Genomic DNA, 24,535 nt, shown 5'->3' on the forward strand with positions numbered 1-24,535 from the left:
CTCAGTGCGGGAAGACCCGCGGGATCCGGATGTCGGTCTCGTCGCGGAACGCCTCGATCGCGGCACTGACCTGGCGCATCAGCTGCGTGCCCTCGATCCGGTCCAGCAGCAGGTTGTGTGCGGCCAGCCCGGCCAGGTCGACGGTGAAGTACACCGCCATCAGCGGGTTCACGAACAGCCGGCTGCCGCCGGTGCGCCGGGTGAACTGCACGTCGCCGTGCAGGCCCTGCAGCGCCGCGGCGATCTGCCCGTTGACGATGCTCGGCCACCCCGGGGTCAGTGCCCGCGCATGCGCGACCGCCTCGACGTACGCCCGCCCCTGCGGCGACTGCGCCGGGATCGACAGCGCACCCCGATACGCCCCCACCCGGTCCAGCTCGGCGAGGTTCTCCAGCACCTGCACGTGATTGACGCCGTGGTAGGCGTCGATGCCGAAACCGAGGCAGGTGACCAGCTTGACGCCCACGTCCAGCCCGGCGACCGCGGCGAGGCTGGTCATGTCCTCCTCCGGCGTGCCCAGCCCGGTCTCGTCACCGCGCATCAGGATGTCGGTGCCGCCGTCGACCAGCACGATCGCGTCCGGCGCCAGCCGGTCCACCAGCACCCGGTACGCCGCCCGCAGCGGCTGCACCCCGACCCGCGCCAACGCGTACACCGTCGACGGCAGGTCGTTGGCCGCCAGCCACCGCGCCAACGTCCGCTCGGGGAAGTAGTCGTCCAGGCCCTCGGTAGCCGGGCCGACGGCCGCGACGTCGGGCTCCAGCCACACGTCGCCCTCCAGCGCCGTCAGGTCGGCGAACGACAGGTTCGCCAGGTGCACCCGCACCCCGTCGGCGTGCAGCTGCAGCGCCAGCGGCAGGCCCGCGTACACGTCGAACCCGCCCCCGGCCCCCGCGATCAGCACACGCTCGCACCCGGCCAGGGCCTCGAACAGCCCCGGCGACCGCAACGACGGCATCAGACCGGATCGACCGGGAAGAACCGCCCGGCCAGCGCCAGATACTCGTTGGACTCCAGGAACCGGCCCAGCACGAACCCCGACGCCGGGGTGAACGCCCGCCCGCTGAGCGCGTCCTCGCCCGCCACGAACTCCGCCAGCACCCCGGGCTGCGCCACGATGTCGGCACTCCAGGCGGGGGTGCCCGCGGCGAAGAAGTACACGTCGGTCCGGGTGCCCGGCAGGAACCCGTGCCAGAACAGCACCGGCTCGCCGTCGACCGGCACGCCCGTCTGCTCGGCGACGAGCCGCTTGGCGGCGTTGACCGGGGTCTCCCCGGCCCGGATCGCACCACCGGGCAGGCTCCACCGGTTCGCCCGCACCGCCGACTGCTCGTCGCGCATCCGCAGCAGTACGGCGCCGGTCCGGCCCACCAGAGCCGACAGCACGATACGGGTGGTCATGAGGCGAGCCTACTTCGCATCGACACCCCCGCGCTGTCCCGCGACCCCGGCTGTCGGACCGGCGGCATACCCTGGCCGTATGGCCGAGCCCAAGACGACGAAGAACGACGCGAGCGTCGAGGAGTTCCTCGCCGGCGTCACCGACGCCCGCCGCCGCACCGACGCCCAGGCGGTCTGCGAGCTGATGGAGGACGTCACCGGCCAGCCACCGGTGATGTGGGGCAGCGCCATCGTCGGCTTCGGGCAGTACCGCTACGTCTACGCCTCCGGCAAGCAGGGCGACTGGCCCGCCGTCGGCTTCTCCCCGCGCAAGCAGGCCCTGGTCCTGTACGTCGGCGAAGGCATCGGCGACGACGGCGACCTGCTGGCCCGGCTCGGCCCCGTCACCGTCAGCAAAGCCTGCGTGTACGTCAAGAAGCTCGCCGACGTCGACACCGCCGCCCTGCGCGAACTCGTCGCCGGCGCGTTCCACCAGGTCCACGGGAAGACGATCAACAGCTGACCGGCCGTGCCGACGCCGGCCCGGCGCGGCAGGTCACCTACAGTGATCCGGTGCTGATCCTGCTGCCGCCCTCCGAGGGCAAGGCCGACGCTGGTGCCGGCAAGCCGCTCGACCTGGCACGGCTGTCCCTGCCCGCCCTGCACCCCGCCCGCGAGCAGGCCGTCGACGCGCTCGTGGCGCTGTGCTCCGGCGACGCCGACGCCGCCGCCGACGTGCTCGGGCTCAGCCCCGGCCTGCGCGGCGAGATCACCCGCAACACGCTGCTGCGCACCGCGAAGGCACTGCCCGCGGGCAGCCTCTACACCGGCGTGCTCTACGACAACCTGGGCCTGGCCGACCTGCCCACCCCGGCGAAGTCCCGGGCCCGCCGGGCACTGCTGATCTTCTCGGGGCTGTGGGGCGCGCTGCGCATCGACGACCGCGTTCCGCCGTACCGCTGCGCCATGGGCGTCCGCCTGCCCGGCGTCGGCCTGCTCAGCACCCACTGGCGCGACGCGATGACCCAGGCCCTGCCCGAAGCCGCCGGCACCGGCCTCGTGCTCGACCTGCGCTCATCGATGTACACCCCGGCATGGACGCCCCGCGGCGAGCTCGCCGGGCGCACCGCCACCGTCCGGGTCCTGCACGAACGCAACGGCGCCCGGACCGTGGTCAGCCACTTCAACAAGGCCACCAAGGGCCGCCTCGTACGCGACCTGCTGGTCGACGGCGGCACCCCGCGCACCCCGGCCGAACTCGCCACCGCCCTGCGCGACCTCAAGCACACCGTCGAGGAACTGCCGCCCGCCAAGCCCGGCCGGCCCTGGCAGCTCGACGTGGTCGTCACCGAACTCTGACCACCGGCCGTAAATCCTTTGTGCCCGGCGCTCGCCACCGCCTACCGTATGCACACCACCCCGGACCGGACAGGAGGACAGCGATGCGAGCCCAGCACACCGGCGATCAGCGATGGTCCCCGTCCCACTACGCCGTGACCCGTTCCTGGTCCACGGACGACACCGACGATCCGACCCCGGGTGACCGGCGCCGCTGAGCGCCACGCGAACGGCCGACGCCGCCCGCGCCCCGGAACACCGGGGACGGGCGGTTCTTCATCTCCACGCATGCGGGTGTAGCTCAACGGTCAGAGCACCGGCCTCCAAATCCGAAGGTTGCGGGTTCGAATCCTGCCGCCCGTGCGACACAACTCCATACGCTGCCGGTGTGGCTCAGTGGTGAGAGCACCCGCCTGTCGAGCGGGGGGTCGCGGGTTCGAATCCCGTCACCGGCGCAAGAGCGCGGTTTAGCGCCGCGAAAAGGGGTATCTCCTGGTCGAAGGAGGAACCTCGATGGACACCGGACAGATCATCATGCTCCTGATCGTGCTCGCCGCCGTCGCCGCCTGCGCGTACGTCGCCTGGACGGCCCTGCGCCGCCAGTCGCTGCGCCGCCGGTTCGGCCCCGAGTACGACCGCGCCGTCGCCGAGCACGACACCAGGACCGAAGCCGAACGCGACCTGCGCGACCGCGAGCGCCGCCACGCCGAGCTGGAACTGCGGGAGCTGACCCCGGAGGACCACGCCCAGTTCGTGGACCGCTGGCACGCACTGCAGGCGCACTTCATCGACGCCCCCGCCGACGCGGTGGGCGAGGCCGACGAGCTGGTCCGTGACCTGATCACGGCACGCGGCTACCCCGGCGACGACGACGCGGAGCAGTTGGCACAGCTGTCCGTCGACCACGCCGCGACCCTGGCGTCGTACCGCGAGGCCAAGGAGATCGCCGACCGCAACAGCCGCGGCGAAGCCGGCACCGAGGACCTGCGCATCGCGGTTGTCCGCTACCGCGAGCTGGTCGCCCAGCTGCTCGGCGAGGACCCCGTGCCCGCCACCCCCGCGGCGGTGCCCGACGCCGCCGCAGCCCCCACGCCCCGCCGTGATGAGGAGGTCAACGCATGACCTACGACACCAGAGCCCAGTTCAACCAGGGTCTCGCCGACTCCGACGACGACCTCGACCCGCGTGACCGGCATGACGGCGTGCCGCACCAGGACCGCTCCGACGACGTCGTCGACGGCGAGCTCGTCGACGGCGAGCCGGAGCACCGCCACGACAAGGACGGCGCCGTACACGCCGACGAGCAGGCCGTCGGCGAGCCCGTCGAGCCGGTGGACCTCGACGGTTTCGGCGGCACCACCGAGGGCGGCCACGACGTCGCCACGCCCCGCGACGACGAGCCCGCGGCCCTGGCCGACGACGACGAGCCTGTCGCGACCGACGATCCTGCCCACCCGGAGGCGCACCTCGGCGAGGATCCGGCCGACCGCACCGATGCGATCGTGCCCGCCGACGAGGTGCGGGACGACGAGGTGCGGGACGACGAGGTGCGGGACGACGAGGTGCGGGACGACGAGGTGCGGGACGACGAGGTGCGGGACGAGACGGTGGCGCAGGCCCTCGACCGCGACGCCGAGCCAGGCGACCCGGAGCCGACCGACACCGAGACCAGGACGCTCGACGACCTGGCCGATGTGGAGGTGCCCGCCGACGACGCGCTCGCCGACGCCGCCGACCACCCGGTGGACGCCCGCGACGACGACAATGACGTCCTGGCGCCGGACGGCACTCCCGCCGACGAACCCACCCCGGCCGACCTGGCGGTCGAGGCCATGACCACGCCGGATGCGACCGCAGACGACGAGTCGGCCGACACATCGGGCCACACCGACGTCCCGGCGGACAACGCGGTGGCGACGGACACCGCAGGCCTCCCGCCCGAGGACGAGGTGCAGGTCGTGGGTGGCCCCGACGCGGTCGACCCGCCGGTGGCCGAGTCCGTCGACGCGCTGGTGGCGGCCGCGTCGCTGTGGCCGGTGGCGGCCGCCGAGGACCTGCGTACCCGGTGGCAGGCCGCGCAGCTGCGGTTCGTCGACGACCCGCCCGCGGTCGCCGCGGAACTGCGGGACCTGGTCGGCGAAGCCGTGCGCACGCTGCAGGAGTCGCTGGCCGACCGGCAGCGCGAGCTGGACGAGGCGTTCGGTGACGCGGGCACGGACACGGAGCGGCTGCGCCTGGCCGTGCAGCGCTACCGCGACTTCCACCAGCAGCTGCTGGAACGGTAGAGGCTCCCGGCGGCCGCCCTGCCCACGCATCTGGGCTGCCGCCGGGCACGGACTGCGGGGCGCCCCACCTCGGGGGGCGTCCCACAGTCCGCCGTCACGGCGTGGGAGCCTCCTTGACGGTCTTCCCGTCGATCTGGACCTTGCCGGTGCAGCCGATGACCAGCGGCGCGGCATGCACGTACAGCTCGTACCGGTCGGCGGTGTAACGCACCGGGAAGTGCTCCTTGGCCCAGACCCTGACCTCGGGGTGCTTGCCGATGCGGCGGGGCCGGGCGAACAGCACCCCGTCGGCGGCGGTCGCCGCGGCGGTGATCTCGGCGTCGGTGAGCCAGCCGGAGTCGATGCGCACGTGCGAGGTGTCCACCATCCACGGCGGCGTACGCAGCCCGGCGCGGGACAGCATCGCCTGGTCGTCGGAGACGAGCACCACGTCGCGGGGCAGCCCGCGCAGGCACGCCTCGACGAAGGTGTCCGACAGCGCGGGCGCGACGGTGTTGTGCGTGGTGTACCAGGCCCCGGCGGCGATCGCGACCACCACCGCCACGCCACCGGCCCAGCGCCGCCGCGGCCCGGTGACCCGCTGCACCCCGCGCCGCGCCACCGCCCACAGCGCGGCCACGCCCAGCACGATCAGCGCGCCCGCGGGCGCGACGAACAGCAGCACGTGGTGCTTGAACACCGGATGGTGCAGGTACCCGTACGGCACGATCGCCGCCGCCCACACCGCGATCGCCGCGACGTCGGCCCGGCCGTCCGCCCGGCCCGGCAGGCCCAGCGCGAGCAGCCCGCCGACGCCCGCGGCGATGAAGTACGGCAGCCCCCAGTCACCGGTGTTGTCGATCATCCCGATGACGTCGGGGGAGTTGGCCGACTCCGCCGCGCGCAGGTGGAACGCGAACACCTGGTCCCAGGCCGCCCTGCCGGGCCGGATGACCAGCAGCGCGACGGCCGCCGCCGCGGCGAACCCGGCCAGCATGGATCCGCTCGCCGCCGCGGTACGCCGCAGCCACGCCCACCACCCGGTGGGTCCGGTCGACACGGTCGTCAGCAGTACCAGCGCGAGCGACGGCGCGACCACCACCACGATCAGCTTCACCAGCGCGGCCAGGCACAGCGCGGCGCCCGACCCGGCCCACCACCACCATCGGCCCGGCCGCTCCGCACTGCGGGCGCGCAGGGCCAGGCACAGCGCGACCCCGCCCAGCGCCGCGGCGGGCAGGTCCGCGCCGAACTGGAAGCTGTAGCGCTGCACCAGCGGGAACGCGACCACCGCCAGCGCGGCGAGCATCCCGGCCCGCGGCCCGCGCAGCAGCGCCGCCATGCCGGCCGCGGTGGCCGCGAGCAGCGCCGCGAACCCGGTCATCAGCAGCCGCGCGGCGGTCTCCCCGTCGACCGCGCCCAGCAGCGCGAACGGCTGCGCGACCAGCCACGGGAACAGCGGCGGCTGCGCGTGGAACACCTCCGTGTACGGCCGTGCGCCGTCGGCGATGGCCAGCGCGGTCTGCCAGTACACGCCGTCGTCGTAGTCCAGGACCTGGGCGCGGCTGGTGGCCGCCCGGTAGGCGAACGTCCACGCCGCGGCCGCGGCGACCGCGGCCCACAGCAGCGCGTCGCGCACCACGGTCAAACGCAAAGTGACGGTGGCACCTGTCATCGTGTTCCGTCCTGAATTCAGGCAGCAGAGCGCCACGCGACGGCGTCGGCGCGTGGCGGGGGCTCGCAGAAGCTAACACCACCAATGGTGACCATGCGGCACCAAAAGCCTGTGTCGTGCATATCGGGCACACCTCACGACGCGACGGACTCCCACCGCGACCCGCTCACTCAATTTCGGCGCAGGTCAGTGACATCCCAGGCGAGCTTGGCGTCAACCAGAGTTGACACGGCGCGTTCTGTCAACCTACATTGACGCCATGAGCGACGCGACAAAACTCGCCGCCGCAGCCGGCAGCGCCGACCCCGGCATCGGCCTGCGCGCCGTGCTCGCCCTGCGGCGGCTACTCGAAACCCTCGAGACGCTGCAGGTCGGCAACGCCCGCAAAGCAGGCTGGTCCTGGCAGGAGATCGCCGACGCCCTCGAAGTCAGCCGACAGGCCGTACACAAGAAACACGCCGGCCGCTGGCCCGGACCGGACCGACGGGAGAAGTGATGTTCGAACGATTCACCACCGCCGCACGCGACGTCGTCAGAGGCGCCCAGGACGAAGCCCGCCACTGCGGCCAGCAGCACTACCTCGGCACCGAACACCTGCTGCTCGGCCTGCTCCGCCCCACCAGCGGCATCCCATACGACCTGCTCACCGCCGCCGGCCTCGACCACGACCAGGTCACCGCCGCCATCAGCCGCCACCTCGGCACCGCCGAACCCTTCGGCGCCGCCGACGCCGCCGCACTCCAGGCCATCGGCATCGACCTCGACGCCGTACGCGCCAAACTCGAGGAGACCTTCGGCCCCGGCGCCCTCAACCAGGTCGCCCCACCACCCCGGCGCGGCCTGTTCCGCCGGCGCCCCCACGTCGCCGTCAGCGAAGGCCGCCACATCCCCTTCACCCCGCGCAGCAAAGTCGTGCTCGAACTGTCCCTACGCGAAGCCCTGCGACTCAAACACAAGCACATCGGCACCGAGCACATCCTGCTGGGCATGATCCGCGAAGGCAGAGGGCTTGCCGCCCTGATCATGACCGAAGCCGGCATCGACCTCGACGACCTGCGCCGCCGCACCGAACAGGCCATCGCCGCACGCGCCTGACCGCCCACGCGGCCGGGGGAGCAGACCCCCGGCCGCGCCGACTTGACCTGGAGCGCACTCCAGCACCTACGCTGATTTCCATGATCGACTCCTGCCGGGCCGGCGCAGGAGTCCCGACCAGGGGAGAAGCACCACCATGCGCTACCGCGCCCTAGGCCGCACCGGCATCGAAGTCAGCACCTACTGCCTCGGCACCATGATGCTCGGCAGCGTCGGCAACCCCGACCACGACGACTGCGCCCGCATCATCCACCACGCCCTCGACCACGGCGTCAACTTCATCGACACCGCCGACATGTACTCCGCCGGCGAATCCGAGACCATCGTCGGCAAAGCCCTGCACGGTCGCCGCGACGACGTCATCCTCGCCACCAAAGTGCACTTCCCGATGGGCGAAGGCCGCAACCGAGGCGGCAACAGCCGCCGCTGGATCCTCACCGCCGTCGAAGACAGCCTCCGCCGCCTCGACACCGACCGCATCGACCTCTACCAGATCCACCGACCCGACCACACCACCGACATCGAAGAAACCCTCGCCACCCTCGACGACCTCGTCCGCGCCGGAAAGATCCGCACCTACGGCTGCTCCACCTTCCCCGCCGAGGAACTCGTCGAAGCCCACCACGCCGCGCAGCGCCGCGCCGTCAGCCGGTTCCGCACCGAACAACCCCCGTACTCCCTGCTCGCCCGCGGCATCGAAGCCGACATCCTGCCCGTCGCCCAGCGCTACGGCATGGGTGTGCTCGTCTGGAGCCCACTCGCCTCCGGCTTCCTGTCCGGCCACATCCGCCGCGACACCGTCGACCTCACCACCGGCCGCGCCGCGCTCACCCCGCACCGCTTCGACCCCGCCATCCCCGCCAACGCCGCCAAGTACGACGCCCTCGAACAGCTCACCGCACTCGCCGCCGAGCTCGGCTGCACCCTGCCCGAACTCGCCCTCGCGTTCACCCAGGCCCACCCCGCCGTCACCGCGACCATCATCGGCCCACGCACCATGGCCCACCTGGAAACGGCCCTCAAGGGAGCGGAACTGGCCCTGGACGACGCCACGCTGGACCGCATCGACGAGATCGTCCCGCCCGGCGCCAACCTGTACCGCCCCGACGGCGCCTGGCGCCCACCGGCCCTGACCGACCGCACGCTGCGCCGCCGCCCGCAAGCCGACCGGGCCGCCGCCTGACATCGGCCTCCATGAGATCACCGCAGGCCGGGGGAGAGGTGCCGCTCCCTCGGCCCGCGGCCCGGCCAGGACCACCGTCGCCGGCGGCCGCTGGCAGGATGAACGCCCATGACCCCACCCGACGTGTACGAGGAACGCTACGGACCCGCCCCCAAGACGATCCTCGTCATCGCCGTCTGCCTGCTGTTCACGGCAGCCGCGCTGCTCGTGCCGCTCGACGCGCTCACCCGGATCCTCCCCCTCGCCCTGTTCGGCGGCGGCGGCGTCGTCATGGCCGTCGGGACGTTCAGCCGCAAGGTCGCCCTGCGCGTCGACGACACCGGCATCACCGTTGCTGATTCCATAGTCGGATATCAGCAATCCCGTCCTTTCGGGCGGGAAGGTTCCTGCCTTACCGAGGCGTGGCCGCTTCGGTAAGGCGAGGATCTCCCGTTTCTGTCCGCTGACGCGGGGTTGCGCCACCTGCCCGCCCACCCGGCCGCTTGCGCGGTCGGGTGGTGGTGCGGGTCTGACGGTCGGCTCGGCGGGGCTTCGACGCTTTCGCGTCCTGGTCTCCGGCCACTCCGGTACCAGCCTTGACTGCCGCCGCCAGCGCGGCGAGGTTACGGGCCGCGTTGGCATCACGGTCCATCACCATTGGGCACTGTTCGCAGGCGAACACCCGGACGTGCAGCGGCAGCTTGTCTCTCACCGCGCCGCACTCCGAGCAGGTCTTCGACGACGGATACCAGCGATCGGCCTTCACCGTGACCCCGCCGACCCACTGGCCCTTGTACTCGATCTGACGTCGAATCGTGCCGAACCCGGCGTCGGCGACCTTGCGGGCCAGGCGCCGGTTGGACAGCATCCCGGCCACGTTGAGGTCCTCGACCACCACCGTGGCGTACTCGGCCCGGATCTGCGTGGTCAACTTGTGCAGCGCGTCGGTGCGCAGGTTCGTCACGCGGTGGTGGACGCGGTTGCGTTCGGCGTCGGCCTTGAGCCACCGCCGCGACGGCGTACGGCCGGTACGCCGGTCGGGTCCCCGGCGGCGCGAGACCCGCCGCGACAGCCGACGCAACCGGCCCAGGGCCGCGTCGTAGTGCGCGGGGTTGGGCACGTAGGTGATCTTTCCGGTGGTGTCGGCCAGCACTGCGAGATGTTTCACGCCGAGGTCGACCCCGACGACCGTGTCCGGTTGCCGGGCGGGGCGGGGCGCGTCGCGGATGATCTCGACCTGGAACGACACGAGCCAGCGGCCACGTTGGTGGGTGACGGTCGCGGACAGGATCCGGGCGGTGCCTGTGGCGATGCGGCGCTGGAGTTTGCGGGTGTTCTCGTGGGTGCGGATCGTGCCCAACCGCGGCAGCGTCACATGCCTGCGGTCGGTCTCGACCCGGATCGTGCCGGTCGTGAACCGGCACGACAACCGCGCCCGACGCTTGGACTTACGCCTTGGCCTGCCCATCGGGCGGCCCGCACGCACCCCCTGCTTGGACTTGGTGTAGTTGTCGAACGCCGCCGCCGCGTTCGCCAGTCCCGTGCTGTAGGCCTCTTTGGAATTGTCGGCCCACCAGGCGGCGAACCGCGCATCGGTGTGCTTGACCTCGTTGAACGCCTTCCGCAGCGCGGGCAGCGACGTCGGCCGCCACGGCGTGAGCTTTTCGTCGGCGATGCCGTAGGACTGCTCGGCCCTGCGCTGCCACCACACGGCCGTCACCCACGACACCGCCCAGTTGTACGCGGCACGCGCCGCACCGCAATGCGACCGCAACCCCTGCTCCTGACCCACATTCGGGTCCAGAGCGAACCGGTACGCCTGCACCACGAAACCAGCCCGCGGCTCGAACCCTTTCACGCCCGCCCGCTCCCGCTGGCAGCGGCCCGCACGCCACACCGGCACAACCCGACACCAGCAGCGGACGACACGACATTACCGTCGGCCGGCAGCAGGCAAAACAACACACAGTCACCATACATGACGATGTTTCAGTACGTTCGCCCTGAGAATCGGGAACTGTTTCCAACCCTCGGCGGCTCGCCCCTGCGCTACGCCGCGACCACCGCCCACGTGCCCTGGACTGAGGTCGAGGCGGTGGTGCTGTGGCGTCAGCAGACCGCGCAGAACCTGCCCTGGATCGGGGTGCTGCGGCCGCACGACGCGCCGCCACTGCACGGCACGCCCACCAGCCCGGCCGGAAAGCTGATGGCCGGTTTCGGGTACGCCGTCTCCGGTGCGCCCGACCCGCGTCTTGTCGCCGCCGGCCGTGCCGTCAACGGCTGGCGGCTCGACCCCGACCGGCTCGCCGCCGTCGTCCACCGCCACGCGCCCGGCGTGCAGGTCCGTGACCTGAGATGACCCGCGTCGTCGGGTCGAAAGCGACGAAAGTGTTTACTCCGACATAGGGCGCGGCCCGCTGGCCCGTCAGCGTGGCTCTCAGTGGGTTTCAGCAGGTTAGAGGCACTATGTGAGTGACCTTGAGCGGCAAAATCGATGGGATCTCGGGTCGACGGGCCATATCGTGCGCACCCATGACCATCACCTACACCTGGCGCGGCGACTTCGACAGCGCCGAGGTCGAGCAGCTGCACGCCGACGGGTTCGACCGGGAACCGTCCGACCACGACTGGTGGGCCCAGGTCACCGGGCACAGCCTCGGCTGGGTCAACGCCCGCGCTCGCGAACGCCTCGTCGGCTGGGTCAACGTCGCCTGGGACGGATCCGGGCACGCGTTCGTGCTGGACACCGTCGTCGCGGCGGACGCCCGCCGCAGCGGCGTAGGCACCGGATTGGTCGCCGAAGCGGCCCGGCAGGCCGGCGCGGCCGGCTGCGAGTGGCTGCACGTCGACTTCGAGGAGCACCTGCGCGGCTTCTACTTCGAAGCGTGCGGCTTCCGGCCCACCGACGCCGGACTCATAGCCCTCCCCACCGGCTGACCAGCATCACGAACCCGTCGCGCCGAGGCCCATGGCCGGCGGCCGGGCCAAGGCCCGAACCGGCAAGCAGGCCGACGATCCGGCGAAGGCGGCGGCCGCCATCATCGACGTCACTGAGCTGGCCGAACCGCCGCTGCGCCTGCAACTCGGCGCGGACTCCGTCGCCCGGATCGAAGCCAAGCTCGACCTGGTCCGGCGCGAGTTGGAGCAGTGGTGGCACGTCGCGCTCGGCACCGACCTCTGACCGCCTCGCCAGAACCAGAGCACGCCACACGCCCAGAGGATGAAGATCAGCAAGTCGGCTCCTAGCCTGGGGCCCAGCGCTCACTCCCGAAGACATACCGGCGCGGCAGCCGCTTGCTCCACAGCGCCACTCGGCCTCGGCGGCCGCCGACTGGTTTCGCGAGGGCGGTACGTGTCCGTACGTGGGGAGGGTCTGCGGACATGGTCGGGCCGGTCGCCTGGCCGGTCGGCCGTCGGGGATGTGGCCGGCCGGTGGTGCGTGGCCGGTCACATCGTGGTCGCCGTCGACCGGCGGGCGACGGCCAGCAGCCTTCTGGCCGTCCGCTCGCTGACGCCGAGTGCGGCCGCGACGTGACCGGAGCTGACGTGCGGGTCACCGGCCACCATGGCGGACACGGCGGCGGCTTTGACACGTGGCCGATGGCCGGGACGTTTGGGCTCTGTGGCCGTGGGTTTGACCGCTCCGGCCACGGTGGTCTGTGGCCGTGGCGAGTGCGGACCGGCCGGTGGGAGGGCGGGGGTGCGCAGGTCGGGTGTCGGGGCTGGCGGTGTGGTCGTGGCCGGATCGGCTGCGGTCGGTCGTCTGCGCATGTCCGGGGTGGTGTCCGGTCGGTTGCGGGTGCGGGGTGCGGTGGCGATGAGCGCTCCGGTGGCCAGGAGCATGAGCCCGTCGACGGCGATCGGGCCGAGGGTGACCGTGATGGTGTCCTCGCCGTAGCTGGCCAGGAGGCTGGCCATGTGCCGGTAGGACACGACTGCGGCGACCAGTGCGACCGGGACGATGCCCCACCGGGTCACCGCGAAGCGCAGGCCTGCCGGCCAGTCGACACGGGCCAGGATCTCGACCGCGATGAACAGCGCGACCGGCCAGAACACCGATACCGCGACAGCCAGCGCAGGTGGGTCCTGGTGGTCGAGATAGGTGTGGGCGATGTTGGCGGCCACCGACACGGTGCCGCCGAGGACCGCGCCGAGGTACGCCCAGCCGCGGCCTGAGGCGCCGGTCGTGGTCACCATGCGGCTGCCGCCCGTCGCGGGCGGACTGCTTGAGGCACGGGGGAAGCGTCGATGTGCGGAGGCCGTACCGAACCGGCAGGCGTCGGCCGGCCGACGTCGGATCGGGGCGGCGCGACGCGGTGCTCGCGCACGCGTGCGTGTTTTGGTGCTTTATGGTTCAAGGACGGTTTGTACGAAGCACGCTTCACCCCGTCCGGTGCTGTGCTTCGTGCCGCTCGGTACTGGTGTTCACCCCGTCCGGAAGCGTGCTTCACCGCGTTCATGCACCGGGGTGAAGGCGGGTTCGTGCCTGCCGTGGCGTGAGCGCGTCGAGAGATGGCACGTCGTGCGGTGGCGCCAGGTGGCGCGGATCGCCGGGCAGCATCCGCCGTCGTCGGCCGGGCCGATGGCGTCGCAGCGCCGACCGGGCGGTTGTGTGATGTCTTCATGCCCTCGAATAGCGCGCCTGTTGGGCCGATCACGACAGTGATGTAGGTCACTGTTGGCCAACAGCGACCTGAGCAGCGGAAGTCGGCCGCACCGACAGTCCGTTCGGCGCGCCGTGTTGGCCAACAGAGCACACTGGGCCGTGGCTCCGCCCTGACGGACACGACCGTCGAAGTGCTGTTGGCCAACGAGCGGTGTGACGGCGAGGGCCATCACGCAGCCGACGCCTGTACGGCCGTCGCCGTTGCCGACGCCGGGGTGTGAGGGGGTCCGCTGCTCGAGGTGGCGCGCAGATTCGCACAGCGCGAGCACCGCGGGAACCAAGCGCCCCCGCGTCGGACTAGGGTCCACAGTGCCTCGGCCGGGTCTCTGGAACTCACGCGCCGCCACCCGAGACCTGGGCAGCGTTTACCTACACGGGTTGTTCAAGCCGCAGCGCGGGTGGGCGATGATCGCAGAACCGGCTGGTGGACCGGCCGGTGGACCGGCCGGTGGACCGGCCGGCGAACCGGTCGGTCGCCGAAGTGCCGACCGGAATCCCGATCACCACGAACCAACAGCGCAGGTGGCAGGCCACGTCCATGGCCGAGCCAGGTGCCCGACATCCCCCACGGGGGATACTCTTTCGGCACGGGGGTCATACAGCGGCCGCGCAGATGTCTCGGTCCCTCAGGTGGTCCCAGATGTCGGATGCGGTCGAGCAGACATAGCGGGGCCAGACTCGGCATCCGGCCTCGGCGCAATACCTCTGTTACTGGACATCGCCACCATAGACCTCCTCATCGGGGATCTCGGCCACGCTCTCGTCGTAGATGGCGTCCATGAACTCGTCGTAGGCCGTCTCCGGGACCTCTGGCCCGGCGAGCTCGTCCAGGTCCTCTTCCTCGAACTCGTCTTCGCCTTCGGCATGTCGAGGGCTAGGGACGTGGCCTGCTTCTGCACCGGCCCCGGCAGACGCTGCACCGGTGCCGCCTGAGCGGTCCCACGCGGCTGCGTCTCTGTCGCTCCGAGGAGGTGTGAGCCACCGCCGGTAGAAGCGGTCCTGAACGCCGGCCAGGAACGCGGCAGCTGCTGCCTCGGCGTCGCCCGTGGCCACGTAAACGTCCGCGACGCGGGTCATCGTGCCGGGGGAGAGCTTGAGCTGCTTGGCGGTGATCGTGCGGACCGCACGGGCCGTGTCGTTCCGGTCCTTCACGTTTAGTACTACGGCCCCGTCGGCGGGCGCGGTGGCGACCCACGCCCGACGCACGCCGAAATCGAGCTTGTCCAGCGAGTGCTTCCGCGGTTTCGGGTTTTTACCTGCGTTCCATTTCTCGAACCAACGCTGGAATGTACGCCTGTCGACGCCCGCGATTTTGGCACCGTTCGTGACGCCGGCGGTACGCCGCAATTCCTCCGCCTTCTCGCGGAAGGTCATCGGGGGTTGCCGGATTTCGCGGCCGCGCATCATGTTGACCAGGCGGTCACCCAACCCGCTCATTTGCCATCCCCGTTTCCCGCAACACGGCTTTTACGGGTCGCCTTGTGCTTATACGCCCCGAGCTTCAGCCCGGTCGGGTCGAGATTCCAGCCGGTCGGAACTGCGGCGGTGCCGTCCTCGATATCGGAGGCATACCACACATTGTCCACGTCAATCCACAGCGGCCAACGGTTCTGCTCCCGGCCCGTCTTCCACATCTTTCGCCAGCGATTCGCGCGGTCCGTGGCGATGATGGAGAACCACCAGTCCGGCCGATAGATCCAGTTGGTTTCGCTGGCGAGCATCCCGAGCGTTTTACGGCCGGCTTCCTTGAGCGCTTTCAAAACCCGCTCAGCGTCGCGCGGGTCGTCCGTCGCCCCGGCCGCCGCCGCGTAAGCGTCCCGCATTTTCCAAGCCCACGGCCGCAACAATTCCGACCCGGGGGAAATGCGGCTGTCCTTGATCCGCACGCCACCGTAGACGCCTTCCTCCGTCAACTGCTGGAGTAGCGCAACCGTCGCCGTGGAGATCCAGCGCGGCCCATTCTCCTGTGAGTAACCTGCGGGGTCGGGCATCCGCTTGTCATTCCACGGCGACAGTTCGCACAACCACCAGCCGCCCATCTTCGGGTCGAATTTCACTCCGCCCTGCTTCAACTGCCACGGGGCCAGAATCGCGTTTGCGGCGGCTGCGATGTAGGCACGGTTCGCGTCGTAGGCGTGTGCGAATTTCATCCCGGACACGGGGGCGCGGAAGTGGTCCGCGTGGAAATCGTCCTCGAATCCCGGGACCAAGGCGATTTTGGGCTTCCACGTCGGCTGGAGCTTCTTCACGCCGACTGACGTAACACGGCTGAGAACGGCCGTGCCGGCAATTCCAGTCGTGCCGTGGTACGCACTGCCTGTGACCCGGTGCCAGAGCGCCAGGGACGTCAAGGTGCCCATGCCGTCGGCAGGGTCGGGGTCGAGCAGCGGGAACGTGGCCGGTTCGATCGCGGGCAGGATGCCGACCCGCAGTGAGAGCCCTTCACGGCGGAGCGTCGTCCAGTCTGTGAGCTTCTTGACCTCCCAACCCCCTGACCGGATCTCGCGCAACAGGACGTGGTCGCCCTCGACGGCGGCCAGCTCGGCGCGGGTCGTGGGCAGGCGCATTGCGCGGGCCGCGTCCAGGTCCACCATGACGACACCCTCGTCACCGAACCGACTGGCCAGCCGGGTCGCCACCGACCCGAGGCCCGACTCGTAGACGCCCGGCGGGACCGGATGGATGACCTCACCGTCCGTCATGAGCATGTCTGCCCCGAGTTGGACGGCCTTGTAAGCGGCTCCCATAGGTGGACACACTAGTCGTCGTCCGGGACGTGTTCACCAGCACGGCAACCGGCTTCGTCGTGGCGCAGTTTCAAGAGGTATCGGGGTGAGCTGGAACCGGGAGCGGACCAACCCCTAGCCGTTCTGTTCGTCCTCACGACGAACGGGCGGTTCGGGAAGACACGGGCCCCGTCTGCCAGCCTGCCGCCACCATCGTCAGCGATGATGCCGAAGGCGACCAGTACGCCCTGCTGTGCCCACCGAGGTACCCGGCATCCGAAGCTCACGTGTCAAAGCGATGGGGGACAAGAAAATGGAGAAGGTTTACGTGCCAGCGTCGGTCGGTAACGGGTACGGCAACACGGTGCAGGTGCACAGCACCCCGCACTATGCGACTCAGGCCATGCTGGACCTGTTCCCGTTGGCATCGACGCACGTCAGGGAGTACGTCGTGGACGCGCCAGACAGCGCCTTTACGCTGGTGGTCTGCGGGTGTGAAGGAGTCGCATGTCCGCGCCCACCACCGCCCGCCTGCTGCCCGGCAAACCCGTCGCCGATGAGGTCCTCGCCGACGTCGCCATCCGCTCGGCCGCCCTGCGCGCCCGCGGCATCACCCCCAGCCTGGCTACGCTGCTCGTCGGCGACGACGACGCCAGCGCGGGTTATATCCGCATCAAGCAGCAGCAGGCTGCCGCACTCGGTTTCGCGTCCCCGCACGAGCACCTGCCCGCCACCGCGTCGCAGGCTGACGTGGAGCGTGTCATCACCACCTGGAACGACGACCCGGCCGTGCATGGGATGCTCGTGCAGTACCCCATCCCCGGCCACCTCGACTACAACGCCGCCCTGCAGGCGATGGACCCTGACAAGGACGTCGACGGCATGCACCCCATGAACATGGGCCGCCTCGCCCTCGGCATCCCCGGCCCGTTGCCGTGTACGCCCGCGGGTATCGAAGCACTGCTCGCCCACTACGACATCGGCGTCGCCGGCCGTGAGGTCGTCATCCTCGGTCGCGGCGCGACCCTCGGCCGTCCCCTGGCGATGCTGCTCGCGCAGAAGCGCCCCACCGCCGACGCCGCCGTCACCGTCGTGCACACCGGCGTCAAGGACTGGGCCCGCTACACCCGCCGCGCTGACATCCTCATCGCCGCCGCCGGTGTGCCTGGCATCATCCAGCCCGAGCATGTCAAGCCCGGTGCTGTCGTGGTCGGTGGCGGGGTGCGTTACGAAGGCCGCCGCATCCTGCCTGACGTCGATGAGTCGGTCGCTGCCGTCGCCGGGGCGATCACCCCCCGCGTCGGCGGTGTCGGCCCGACCACCGTCGCGATGCTGTTCCGTAACGTCGTCGCCGCTGCCGAACGCGCCAATCCGTGACCGGCGCGAGGGCCGCGGTCGCCACCCTGCACCGGTACCCGGTCAAATCCCTGCTCGGCGAACAGCTCGACGCCGCCGACGTGACCGGCACCGGCCTGACCGGCGACCGCGCCCTCGCCCTGCGCGACACCACCACCGGCCGCATCGCCAGCGCCAAACACCCCCGGCTCTGGCAGCGGCTGCTCACGCTGACCGCCACCACCGACCGGTACGGCGTACGCATCACCGGCCCCGGCGTCGACGTGCACAGCACCGACCCGGGCGCCGCGAACACCCTGTCGGTGCTGCTCGGCCGCGCCGTCGTGCTCACCGCCACCCCACCCGAACAGGCCCAACTCGACCGCGCTGACCCCGACGCGGTCCTGCGCGACGGCATCACCGCGACCCTGCCGCTGGTCACCAGCACTCTCGGCGGCGCCGCGCCGGGCACGTTCTTCGACTTCGCGCCCGTACACCTGCTCACCACCGCGACCCTGCGCCGCATCACTGCGCTGCACCCCGGCCGCACCGCCGACCCGTGCCGCTACCGGCCCAACATTGTTGTCGACACCACCGCCGACGGCTTTCCCGAGGACGACTGGGTCGGCCGTGAGCTGCGCATCGGCGACGACCTCGTGCTGCGCGTCATCGTCTCCACACCACGCTGCGCGATCCCCACCCTCGCCCACGGCGGCCTGCCCCGCGATCCCGACGCCCTGCGGGTGCTCGCCCGCCACCACCGGGTCGTGCCGCTGCCCGCGCTGGGCCTGCAGCCCTGCGCGGGCGTCTATGCCCAGGTCCTGCACCCGGGCCGGATCAGGCCCGGCGACCCGGTCCGCGCCGCCTAGGGCGCCACCTGCTGCAGCAGCCCGTGCACGAACATCAGCCGGCACACCCGACCACCGTCGACCGGCACGTCCACTCCCCACCGTGCCGGCGCCTGCGGATCGCGCTGCCGCGCCCCCGGGAACCGGGCCAGCACGTCATCGACCACACACGACCACGGTGCCAGCCCCTGCGCCGGCCCCAACTCCGGCACGGCGGAGTCCGGCGCCCGCGCCAGCCACCCGTGCAGCACGAAGTCCTCCGTGCCGACCAGCGCCTCCCAGCGCAGCTCCGGCCACAACCCCGCCAGCCGCCACCGGTGCGCCGTCAGCGCCGCATCGCCGTACGGCACCTGCCGCCGCTCATCGGCCGGACCCAACACCGCCTCATACAACAACAGCCCTTTGGGTGTCGATTTCGATCGCAGCATCGTCTGCCACCGGTTGTGCGCTTCCATGTACTGCGCATGGGTGGCCGACAGTTCCGTGCATGCCGCCTCTACCAGGTCCGGCTGGAAGTCGGACATTCGTCGTAGCAGCATCAGCTGGAATTCCCGCCGTGCGAACCCTTTCACGCCGCGAGCGTAGGGGAGCGGCCCAACTCACCGCGCCCCAATCGACAGATCACGACCGCGAGTGGGCATCGGGTACAACAGAAGACACCCCGCGAAAGGACCGAGCAGATGCCCGCCCGCCCCCGCTGGACCATCGCGCTCATCGTCGCCGCCGCGCTCACCCTCGGCTGCGGCGCCCTGCCCGAACCCGCCACCCCCGACGACACCGCACCCCAGCCCGGCAACGCACCCACCACCGCCCGCGAATCCGACGGCGCCATGACCGTCGAAGAGTTCCGAGAGGACGCCGGCGGCGCCGTGAACCAGGCCGAGGCCTACTGGTCAGGCGTCTTCAAAGCCTCCGGCGTCGCCTTCACGCCCGTGCGTACCATCACCCCCTACCGCGACGCCGGCGACCTCGCCTGCGGCCGCGAACCCATCCCCGCCGACAACGCCGTCTACTGCCCGGCGGGTGACTTCATCGCCTACGACGCCGACTGGGCCGTCGTCGCGTTCCGCAAGATCGGCGACGCGTTCGTCTACTACCTGCTCGGCCACGAATACGCCCACGCCGTCCAGGCCCGCCTTGGCATCGAACACCGCTACGGCATCGACCACGAACTCCAGGCCGACTGCATGGCCGGCGCCTACCTCGGCGACTCCGTCCGCGCCGACCAGCTCCGGCTCGCCGACGGCGACCTCGCCGAGTTCCGCCGCGGGCTGCTCGCCGTCGGCGACCCCGAAGGCCAGCCGTGGTTCGCCCCGGAGTCGCATGGGACCGTCGTCCAGCGCACCGACGCGTTCTTCGCCGGGTACGACAAGTCCTTGGACGCCTGTGACCTCAGCTGACCTCGTACGCCGCGGCCGTCACCGCCCGTGCCGCCGCCGGGCGGCACAGCACGTCGGTGCTGTCGACGAACTGGTCGACGGCGCCGACCGGTGTCAGGCCCGCCAGCCACGGATCGGCGATCCGTGCCGTCAGCGCCGCCGCGAACCGGTCCGCGCCGATGACCGGGAACGGCCGGTCGTGGAACGGCCGCCGCCGGGCGTCGACGACCTCGGCCAGCCCCAGCGTGTTCTGCCACCCGCCGGCCGCCTCGTACGCGTCACACAGCGCGTCCTGCCGCGGCCCCGGCTCATCAGCGGCCAGCGCCGCCCGTAGCGCCGCCGCGACCCCTGCCGCCTGCGGCACCTGCCCGAACGCGCGCCCCAGCCACTTGCCGTACGGCGGGTAACGCCGCGCCAGCAGCAGGCACAGCCGCATCACCTCCCGGGCCAGCCGCGCCGCGTTCACGCGGCTGCCCAGCTCGTCGCCGGCCTGTGCCGACCGGCCCACGAACGCCTCCTCCTGCGCGATCCGCGTCCACTGGCACGCCAGCACGTACCGCCACACGTCGTCGGGGTACCAGGCCAGCCGTCGCCGCAACGCGGTCAGCTCGCCGGGCCCGTCGTGATAGACCGCCCCGCCGGTCACCTCGGCGAGGATCTGTGTCGGCGCCGCCAGCCAGTCCCGCGCCGACGGCTGCGCCCGGCCGTCGAAGCCCAGCAGCCCCGCCGACCACCCGCCGACCTCGGTGACCACCACCTGGTGCGCGACCGGGCCGTGCGTGTCGGCCATGACCCGCACCCGGGCGTCCGGCGGCGCGAAATGCGTCGACCAGCCCAGCACCCGTTTCGGCAGCCGCCGCGCCAGCAGCTCCGACACGTCCGCGCCACAGCGGGCGACATCGGCGGGGGACAGGAACAGCTCCAGCCGCGGACCCCAGTCGTGATCGGTCGAGCGGGCCGTGTCGAAGCCGAGGACCTCCGAGCCGGCGCCCACCCGCGCCGCCGCGTGCGCCAACCCGGGGAATGCCTCGTCCAGCAGCGGCCGCACCGCCTCGACGTAGAACACCCGGCACAGCTCAAGACCCGGCACGAACTCAGGCATCGGGCCACCGTACGAGCCCCGGCCGGGCGCCGCCACCGTATTGCGGCCGCTCACCCGGCCGTATCGGCCCGGAAGCTCGCCCCCGCCAGGACCGGCACCACGCGGCTCGCCCCCACCTCCGCCGCGATCGCCACATCCTGCGGGTACCCGTAGCCGGTCAGCTCGCGGCCGCTGGCACAGTCCTGCAGCACCTGCGGGAACCGTCCCGCCACCCGCTGGTAGGCCGCCGCGGCGACCTCCGCCTCCGGCGACAGCGACCCGAACCCGTGCCGGTCCAGGGCGTCGGCGTACGCCCCCGCGCCCCACAGATCCTCCACCGCCGGACGCAGCGAATCGTCGGCCCGCCACCGCTCACCTCCTGCGACCACCGCCACCACCGCGTCCGGGTCGTCCGCGAGCCGCGCCGCCGTCCACGCCGCGGCCGCCGCCGCGTTGCGCAGCGACACCCCGACCACCGTGGCCCCCGTCTCGGCCAGGCGCTGCGCGATCGTCGACCCGTTCGGCGACGGCAACACCAGCCGCCGCACCCCGGCCGCGGACCGGATCGTCGCCGGCGACAGGCTCACCGGATGCCGGGCGTCCACCTCGGAACGGCCCACCGCCAGCAGCGCGTCATGCCGGCGGGCGTACTCGAACGCGCTCGCGTCCCGCCACCGGTAGGGGAACACCTCGATGCCCAGGTCCGCCGCGACGGTCAGCGCCGTGGTGAACGACAGCACGTCCACCACCGCCACGACCGCGGCTCCCGCGCCCACAGCGTCCGCGCCCGACGGGCCCCAGTCGACGCGTACTCGGTATCCGGCCTGCTGATACGGGTTGATCATCAGGTGATTCTGCCGCATTCCGGGCCATCACAAGACCGTGGGGCGGTACGGGTCGATCCGTGCCGCCCCACGACACCCGGCCAGCTCAGGGCTGCGGATCCTCGACCGGGTCCACGGCCGTCGCCGTCGGCTGCCCGACCACGTTGCCCGCGTCGTCCAGGCTGACGGTGAACGCCACGTTCAGCCGCTTGCCCCAGCACGCCTCAGCCGGGTCGCCGGGCTTGACCGGGTTCGGCGGCACCATGTTGTACGTGCCGGTGAACTCCAGCGTGCTGGCCGTCGCGAGCCGGAAGTGCTGGCTGCCACGAGCCTCGCAGGAGACACCGGTGCCGGTGCCGAGCCCGTCGATCAGCCGGGTGTGGATGATCCGCAGGCCCTGCGGGCTGATCGGGTTCGGCGGCACGGCGACGTGGACCTTGCCGGTGAACGTGAGCGTGCCCAGGTCGGCGAAGGTGGCCTGCCCGGTCAGCGGCACCTCGAACCTGCTCGGCGGCCCGGCAGGCGGCGTGACCGGCGCCGCGGCCGCCGCGACCGACCCGGCCAGCGCCCCTGCCGCGACCGTGACAGCCGTGACGGCCCATCGCGCGATACTGGATACGGACATGTTGAACCCCCGTTGGTGATGACCGCGGAACACCCGCAGTACCCGGCCAGCTTCCAGACGGAAAGTGACGCTATAGGCACACAGTGTGTTCCTTCGGTAACTCCGGTCCGTGTCGGCCCGAAGTTGCCCGCAAGTGCCCGACACGGCATACACCGGCCGTCGTCGTGACGGGGGAGCCCGCCGGCGGCCGACATCAGTCGGTCGGCTTCTCCCAGATCGAGACGTGGGACGAGCTCTCGTCCGTGAACGGCGCACGGGACCAGCCGTCCCAGCGCTCGCGCAGCCGCAGCCCGGCAAGTTGCGCCATCAGGTCGAGTTCGGCGGGCCACACGTACCGGAACGGAATGGACCGGAAGCTGCCCCGCCCCTCGACGACTTCGACGTAGTTCGAGCTCATCTGCTGGGTGGCCACGTCGTACAGATCGAACGCCCACCCGCTCGCGCCGGTGTGGAACGGGACAGCCCGCTGTCCCGGCGGAAGTTTACGCAGCTCGGGAACCATGACCTCGATCACGAAACAGCCACCCGGCGCCAGGTGGGCGGCGACGTTGCGGAAGCAGGCGACCTGCTCCTCCTGCGTGGTCAGATTCATGATCGTGTTGAAGACGAGATAAGCCAGCGAGAACGTCCCGTCCACGGTCGTGGTCGCGAAGTCGCCGATCGTCACCCCGATCGCACCGCCACCGGGCTTGGCCCGCAACCGGGCCACCATCGCCCGGGACAGGTCGATCCCGTGCACCTGCACGCCACGTTCGGCCAGCGGCACAGCGACCCGCCCGGTGCCGATCCCGAGCTCGAGAGCACGCCCACCGGCGGCGAGTTCAGTGAGCACGTCAGCCGTCACCCCGACAGCATCCGGCTGGAACATGTCCGACGACGAGTCGTCGTACGGCTGCGCGAGGGACTCTCCGAAGTAGCCATCGTGATCGATCATCGCCCGGCCGTACGTCGACCGGAGTTGCCCTTGCACGGGTTTGCCATGCCCCGACCAGTTTGCCGGGCAACAGCGGTCGGGGGATCATGGCGTTTCCACCCGACGAAGGGCGATCATGAACAGGACCTTCCTGCGGCCGGACGACTTCCGCGACCTGGTCGCGGACCAGTTCGGTGCCGCCCGCCGGCTCGTCGCGCTCGACCGGCTGACCGGTGGCACGAAGAAGGGCGTCTACCGGCTGCGCCTGGACGACCAGACGACCACGATCGCCTACGTATGGGCTCCCGGGGAGAACTACTGGCCGCCGTCGCCGACCGTGCCTGACGACCCGTTCACCGACGCGTCCGGCGCCGAACTGTTCGCCGTCAACCACGCCGCCCTGGCCGCGGCCGACGTCCGGGTTCCGCGGCTGCTCATGCTCGACCGCGACGGCCGTCACCTCGACGCCGACCTCGCGCTCATCGAGGACGCCGGAGCGGTGACCCTCGAACAGCTGATGGAACAAGACTCCGCTGCCGCTGCCGCGCCGCTCGCCGCGCTCGGCGACGCCCTGCGCCGGATGCACACCAGCCTCGGCCCGCGGTACGGCAGGCTCGCCGCCGCCGCCGACCGTGGCGAGGCATCCCGGCAACGTCGCGCCGAGGACGTCATCGTGGACCGTGCGCTCGGCCACCTCCACGCCGCAGCCGCCCGCGACGACCGGATCGCCGACGCGCACGACCGGATCGCCGCGCACGTACGCGACCTTCGCGGCGCGGTCACGGCCCGCGAAACCTACGGGCTGGTCCATGGCGAACTCGGGCCGGACCACGTGCTCGTCACCCCCGACGGCGAACCGGTCCTGATCGACATCGAGGGCCTGACGTACTTCGACGTCGAGTGGGAGCACGCCTTCCTGCACCTGCGCTTCGGCGCCGCGTACCCGCTGCTGCGCCCGGTCGACCTCGACCCGTACCGGTGCGAGCTGTACCGGTACGCCCAAGTGCTGTCACTGATCGAAGGCCCGCAACGGATCGCCGACACCGACTTCCCCGACCGACAGTGGATGCTGGACCTGGCCGAAGGGAACATCACCAAGGCGCTCGCCGTCCTCTGACACGGCCCGGCGACGTGTTCGCCGAGTATGCCCGAGGTGAGCGCGGACGTCAGTGCCAAGCCGGGCGTCGACGCGCTGGAGCAGCTCGCCGGTTCTCGGGCAGTGGC

General features: G+C 71.4%; 27 protein-coding genes and 2 tRNA genes. 17 read left to right on the forward strand and 12 right to left on the reverse strand.

Going from position 1 to position 24,535, the window contains the following annotated elements; all coding sequences use genetic code 11:
• Position 1 precedes the first annotated feature (1 nt).
• The gene (locus tag HAV39_RS32985; RefSeq protein WP_191843087.1) at positions 2–958 is read right to left on the reverse strand and encodes a DUF1152 domain-containing protein; all 957 of its coding nucleotides are present in this window, start codon (positions 956–958) and stop codon (positions 2–4) included.
• Complete coding sequence (locus HAV39_RS32990; RefSeq protein ID WP_191843088.1) at positions 958–1,401, reverse strand: NUDIX hydrolase; 444 nt, start codon at positions 1,399–1,401, stop codon at positions 958–960. Before HAV39_RS32990 ends, HAV39_RS32985 begins: the two co-directional genes overlap by 1 nt.
• Before the next feature lie 79 nt (positions 1,402–1,480).
• Here HAV39_RS32990 and HAV39_RS32995 point away from each other — a divergent pair, with 79 nt between their 5' ends.
• The 6 genes from HAV39_RS32995 to HAV39_RS33020 all read left to right on the forward strand — a co-directional run bounded on the left by HAV39_RS32995 (position 1,481) and on the right by HAV39_RS33020 (position 5,003).
• Positions 1,481–1,903 (forward strand): DUF1801 domain-containing protein, encoded by a 423-nt coding sequence (locus HAV39_RS32995; protein ID WP_191843089.1) that lies wholly within the window; start codon positions 1,481–1,483, stop codon positions 1,901–1,903.
• A gap of 50 nt (positions 1,904–1,953) precedes the next feature.
• On the forward strand, positions 1,954–2,739 hold the full coding sequence (gene yaaA / locus HAV39_RS33000) for a peroxide stress protein YaaA (RefSeq protein ID WP_191843090.1): 786 nt from the start codon (positions 1,954–1,956) through the stop codon (positions 2,737–2,739).
• A gap of 269 nt (positions 2,740–3,008) precedes the next feature.
• Positions 3,009–3,081 (forward strand) — tRNA-Trp (locus HAV39_RS33005).
• Between the two features lie 19 nt (positions 3,082–3,100).
• Positions 3,101–3,173: transfer RNA gene (locus HAV39_RS33010), tRNA-Asp, on the forward strand.
• Positions 3,174–3,231: 58 nt separating this feature from the next.
• Positions 3,232–3,840 (forward strand): hypothetical protein, encoded by a 609-nt coding sequence (locus HAV39_RS33015; RefSeq protein ID WP_191843091.1) that lies wholly within the window; start codon positions 3,232–3,234, stop codon positions 3,838–3,840.
• A complete protein-coding gene (locus tag HAV39_RS33020; RefSeq protein WP_191843092.1) occupies positions 3,837–5,003 on the forward strand; it encodes a hypothetical protein in 1,167 nt (388 codons plus the stop codon). Before HAV39_RS33015 ends, HAV39_RS33020 begins: the two co-directional genes overlap by 4 nt.
• Positions 5,004–5,097: 94 nt before the next feature.
• On the opposite strand, the gene HAV39_RS33025 is transcribed toward HAV39_RS33020, so the two are convergent.
• A complete protein-coding gene (locus HAV39_RS33025; protein ID WP_191843093.1) occupies positions 5,098–6,657 on the reverse strand; it encodes an ArnT family glycosyltransferase in 1,560 nt (519 codons plus the stop codon).
• A gap of 259 nt (positions 6,658–6,916) precedes the next feature.
• On the opposite strand from HAV39_RS33025, the gene HAV39_RS33030 reads away from it, so the two are divergent.
• From HAV39_RS33030 to HAV39_RS33045, 4 genes are all read left to right on the forward strand, one after another.
• Positions 6,917–7,153, forward strand: a complete 237-nt coding sequence (locus tag HAV39_RS33030) for an HTH domain-containing protein (RefSeq protein ID WP_191843094.1) — start codon at positions 6,917–6,919, stop codon at positions 7,151–7,153.
• On the forward strand, positions 7,153–7,752 hold the full coding sequence (locus tag HAV39_RS43730) for a Clp protease N-terminal domain-containing protein (RefSeq protein ID WP_191843095.1): 600 nt from the start codon (positions 7,153–7,155) through the stop codon (positions 7,750–7,752). Before HAV39_RS33030 ends, HAV39_RS43730 begins: the two co-directional genes overlap by 1 nt.
• A gap of 136 nt (positions 7,753–7,888) precedes the next feature.
• A complete protein-coding gene (locus HAV39_RS33040; protein ID WP_191843096.1) occupies positions 7,889–8,935 on the forward strand; it encodes an aldo/keto reductase in 1,047 nt (348 codons plus the stop codon).
• Positions 8,936–9,043: 108 nt separating this feature from the next.
• Positions 9,044–9,352, forward strand: a complete 309-nt coding sequence (locus HAV39_RS33045; protein WP_191843097.1) for a hypothetical protein — start codon at positions 9,044–9,046, stop codon at positions 9,350–9,352.
• On the opposite strand, the gene tnpB is transcribed toward HAV39_RS33045, so the two are convergent.
• The gene (tnpB, locus tag HAV39_RS33050; protein ID WP_191843098.1) at positions 9,327–10,772 is read right to left on the reverse strand and encodes an IS607 family element RNA-guided endonuclease TnpB; all 1,446 of its coding nucleotides are present in this window, start codon (positions 10,770–10,772) and stop codon (positions 9,327–9,329) included. The genes HAV39_RS33045 and tnpB overlap by 26 nt on opposite strands.
• Before the next feature lie 120 nt (positions 10,773–10,892).
• On the opposite strand from tnpB, the gene HAV39_RS33055 reads away from it, so the two are divergent.
• The 3 genes from HAV39_RS33055 to HAV39_RS33065 all read left to right on the forward strand — a co-directional run bounded on the left by HAV39_RS33055 (position 10,893) and on the right by HAV39_RS33065 (position 12,095).
• Entirely contained in the window at positions 10,893–11,273 is a 381-nt protein-coding gene (locus HAV39_RS33055; protein ID WP_191843099.1) for a hypothetical protein, read from the forward strand.
• A gap of 173 nt (positions 11,274–11,446) precedes the next feature.
• Positions 11,447–11,851 (forward strand): GNAT family N-acetyltransferase, encoded by a 405-nt coding sequence (locus HAV39_RS33060; RefSeq protein ID WP_191843100.1) that lies wholly within the window; start codon positions 11,447–11,449, stop codon positions 11,849–11,851.
• 31 nt (positions 11,852–11,882) lie between these two features.
• On the forward strand, positions 11,883–12,095 hold the full coding sequence (locus HAV39_RS33065; protein WP_203736323.1) for a Rossmann-fold NAD(P)-binding domain-containing protein: 213 nt from the start codon (positions 11,883–11,885) through the stop codon (positions 12,093–12,095).
• A 266-nt stretch (positions 12,096–12,361) separates the two neighbouring features.
• Here HAV39_RS33065 and HAV39_RS33070 read toward each other — a convergent pair whose 3' ends face one another.
• From HAV39_RS33070 to HAV39_RS33080, 3 genes are all read right to left on the reverse strand, one after another.
• Positions 12,362–13,111, reverse strand: a complete 750-nt coding sequence (locus HAV39_RS33070; RefSeq protein ID WP_191843101.1) for a hypothetical protein — start codon at positions 13,109–13,111, stop codon at positions 12,362–12,364.
• Between the two features lie 1,177 nt (positions 13,112–14,288).
• A complete protein-coding gene (locus HAV39_RS33075) occupies positions 14,289–15,017 on the reverse strand; it encodes a hypothetical protein (RefSeq protein WP_191843102.1) in 729 nt (242 codons plus the stop codon).
• A complete protein-coding gene (locus tag HAV39_RS33080) occupies positions 15,014–16,282 on the reverse strand; it encodes a hypothetical protein (RefSeq protein WP_191843103.1) in 1,269 nt (422 codons plus the stop codon). Before HAV39_RS33080 ends, HAV39_RS33075 begins: the two co-directional genes overlap by 4 nt.
• A 531-nt stretch (positions 16,283–16,813) precedes the next feature.
• Here HAV39_RS33080 and HAV39_RS33085 point away from each other — a divergent pair.
• Complete coding sequence (locus HAV39_RS33085) at positions 16,814–17,683, forward strand: bifunctional 5,10-methylenetetrahydrofolate dehydrogenase/5,10-methenyltetrahydrofolate cyclohydrolase (RefSeq protein WP_191843104.1); 870 nt, start codon at positions 16,814–16,816, stop codon at positions 17,681–17,683.
• Positions 17,680–18,510, forward strand: coding sequence for an MOSC domain-containing protein (locus HAV39_RS33090; protein WP_239120667.1), 831 nt, complete (start codon positions 17,680–17,682; stop codon positions 18,508–18,510). Before HAV39_RS33085 ends, HAV39_RS33090 begins: the two co-directional genes overlap by 4 nt.
• Here HAV39_RS33090 and HAV39_RS33095 read toward each other — a convergent pair.
• Entirely contained in the window at positions 18,507–19,061 is a 555-nt protein-coding gene (locus tag HAV39_RS33095; protein ID WP_191843105.1) for a hypothetical protein, read from the reverse strand. The genes HAV39_RS33090 and HAV39_RS33095 overlap by 4 nt on opposite strands.
• 108 nt (positions 19,062–19,169) lie before the next feature.
• Here HAV39_RS33095 and HAV39_RS33100 point away from each other — a divergent pair, with 108 nt between their 5' ends.
• Positions 19,170–19,889: a neutral zinc metallopeptidase gene (locus tag HAV39_RS33100; protein WP_191843106.1), complete on the forward strand. Its 720-nt coding sequence runs from the start codon at positions 19,170–19,172 to the stop codon at positions 19,887–19,889.
• Here the strand turns inward: HAV39_RS33100 and HAV39_RS33105 are convergent.
• From HAV39_RS33105 to HAV39_RS33120, 4 genes are all read right to left on the reverse strand, one after another.
• Entirely contained in the window at positions 19,882–20,970 is a 1,089-nt protein-coding gene (locus HAV39_RS33105) for a DUF4037 domain-containing protein (protein ID WP_191843107.1), read from the reverse strand. The genes HAV39_RS33100 and HAV39_RS33105 overlap by 8 nt on opposite strands.
• Before the next feature lie 50 nt (positions 20,971–21,020).
• Positions 21,021–21,794 carry a 2-phosphosulfolactate phosphatase gene (locus tag HAV39_RS33110; RefSeq protein WP_191843108.1) on the reverse strand — a complete coding sequence of 258 codons (774 nt, stop codon included), beginning with the start codon at positions 21,792–21,794 and terminating at the stop codon, positions 21,021–21,023.
• 85 nt (positions 21,795–21,879) lie between these two features.
• Positions 21,880–22,398, reverse strand: a complete 519-nt coding sequence (locus HAV39_RS33115) for a hypothetical protein (RefSeq protein ID WP_191843109.1) — start codon at positions 22,396–22,398, stop codon at positions 21,880–21,882.
• A gap of 193 nt (positions 22,399–22,591) precedes the next feature.
• Positions 22,592–23,332, reverse strand: coding sequence for a class I SAM-dependent DNA methyltransferase (locus HAV39_RS33120; RefSeq protein ID WP_191843110.1), 741 nt, complete (start codon positions 23,330–23,332; stop codon positions 22,592–22,594).
• Between the two features lie 115 nt (positions 23,333–23,447).
• Here HAV39_RS33120 and HAV39_RS33125 point away from each other — a divergent pair, with 115 nt between their 5' ends.
• The gene (locus tag HAV39_RS33125; RefSeq protein ID WP_191843111.1) at positions 23,448–24,428 is read left to right on the forward strand and encodes a phosphotransferase; all 981 of its coding nucleotides are present in this window, start codon (positions 23,448–23,450) and stop codon (positions 24,426–24,428) included.
• The last annotated feature ends 107 nt before the right edge of the window (positions 24,429–24,535 follow it).

The sequence above is a fragment of the Catellatospora chokoriensis genome (assembly GCF_011297315.1).
GTDB lineage: Bacteria > Actinomycetota > Actinomycetes > Mycobacteriales > Micromonosporaceae > Catellatospora > Catellatospora citrea.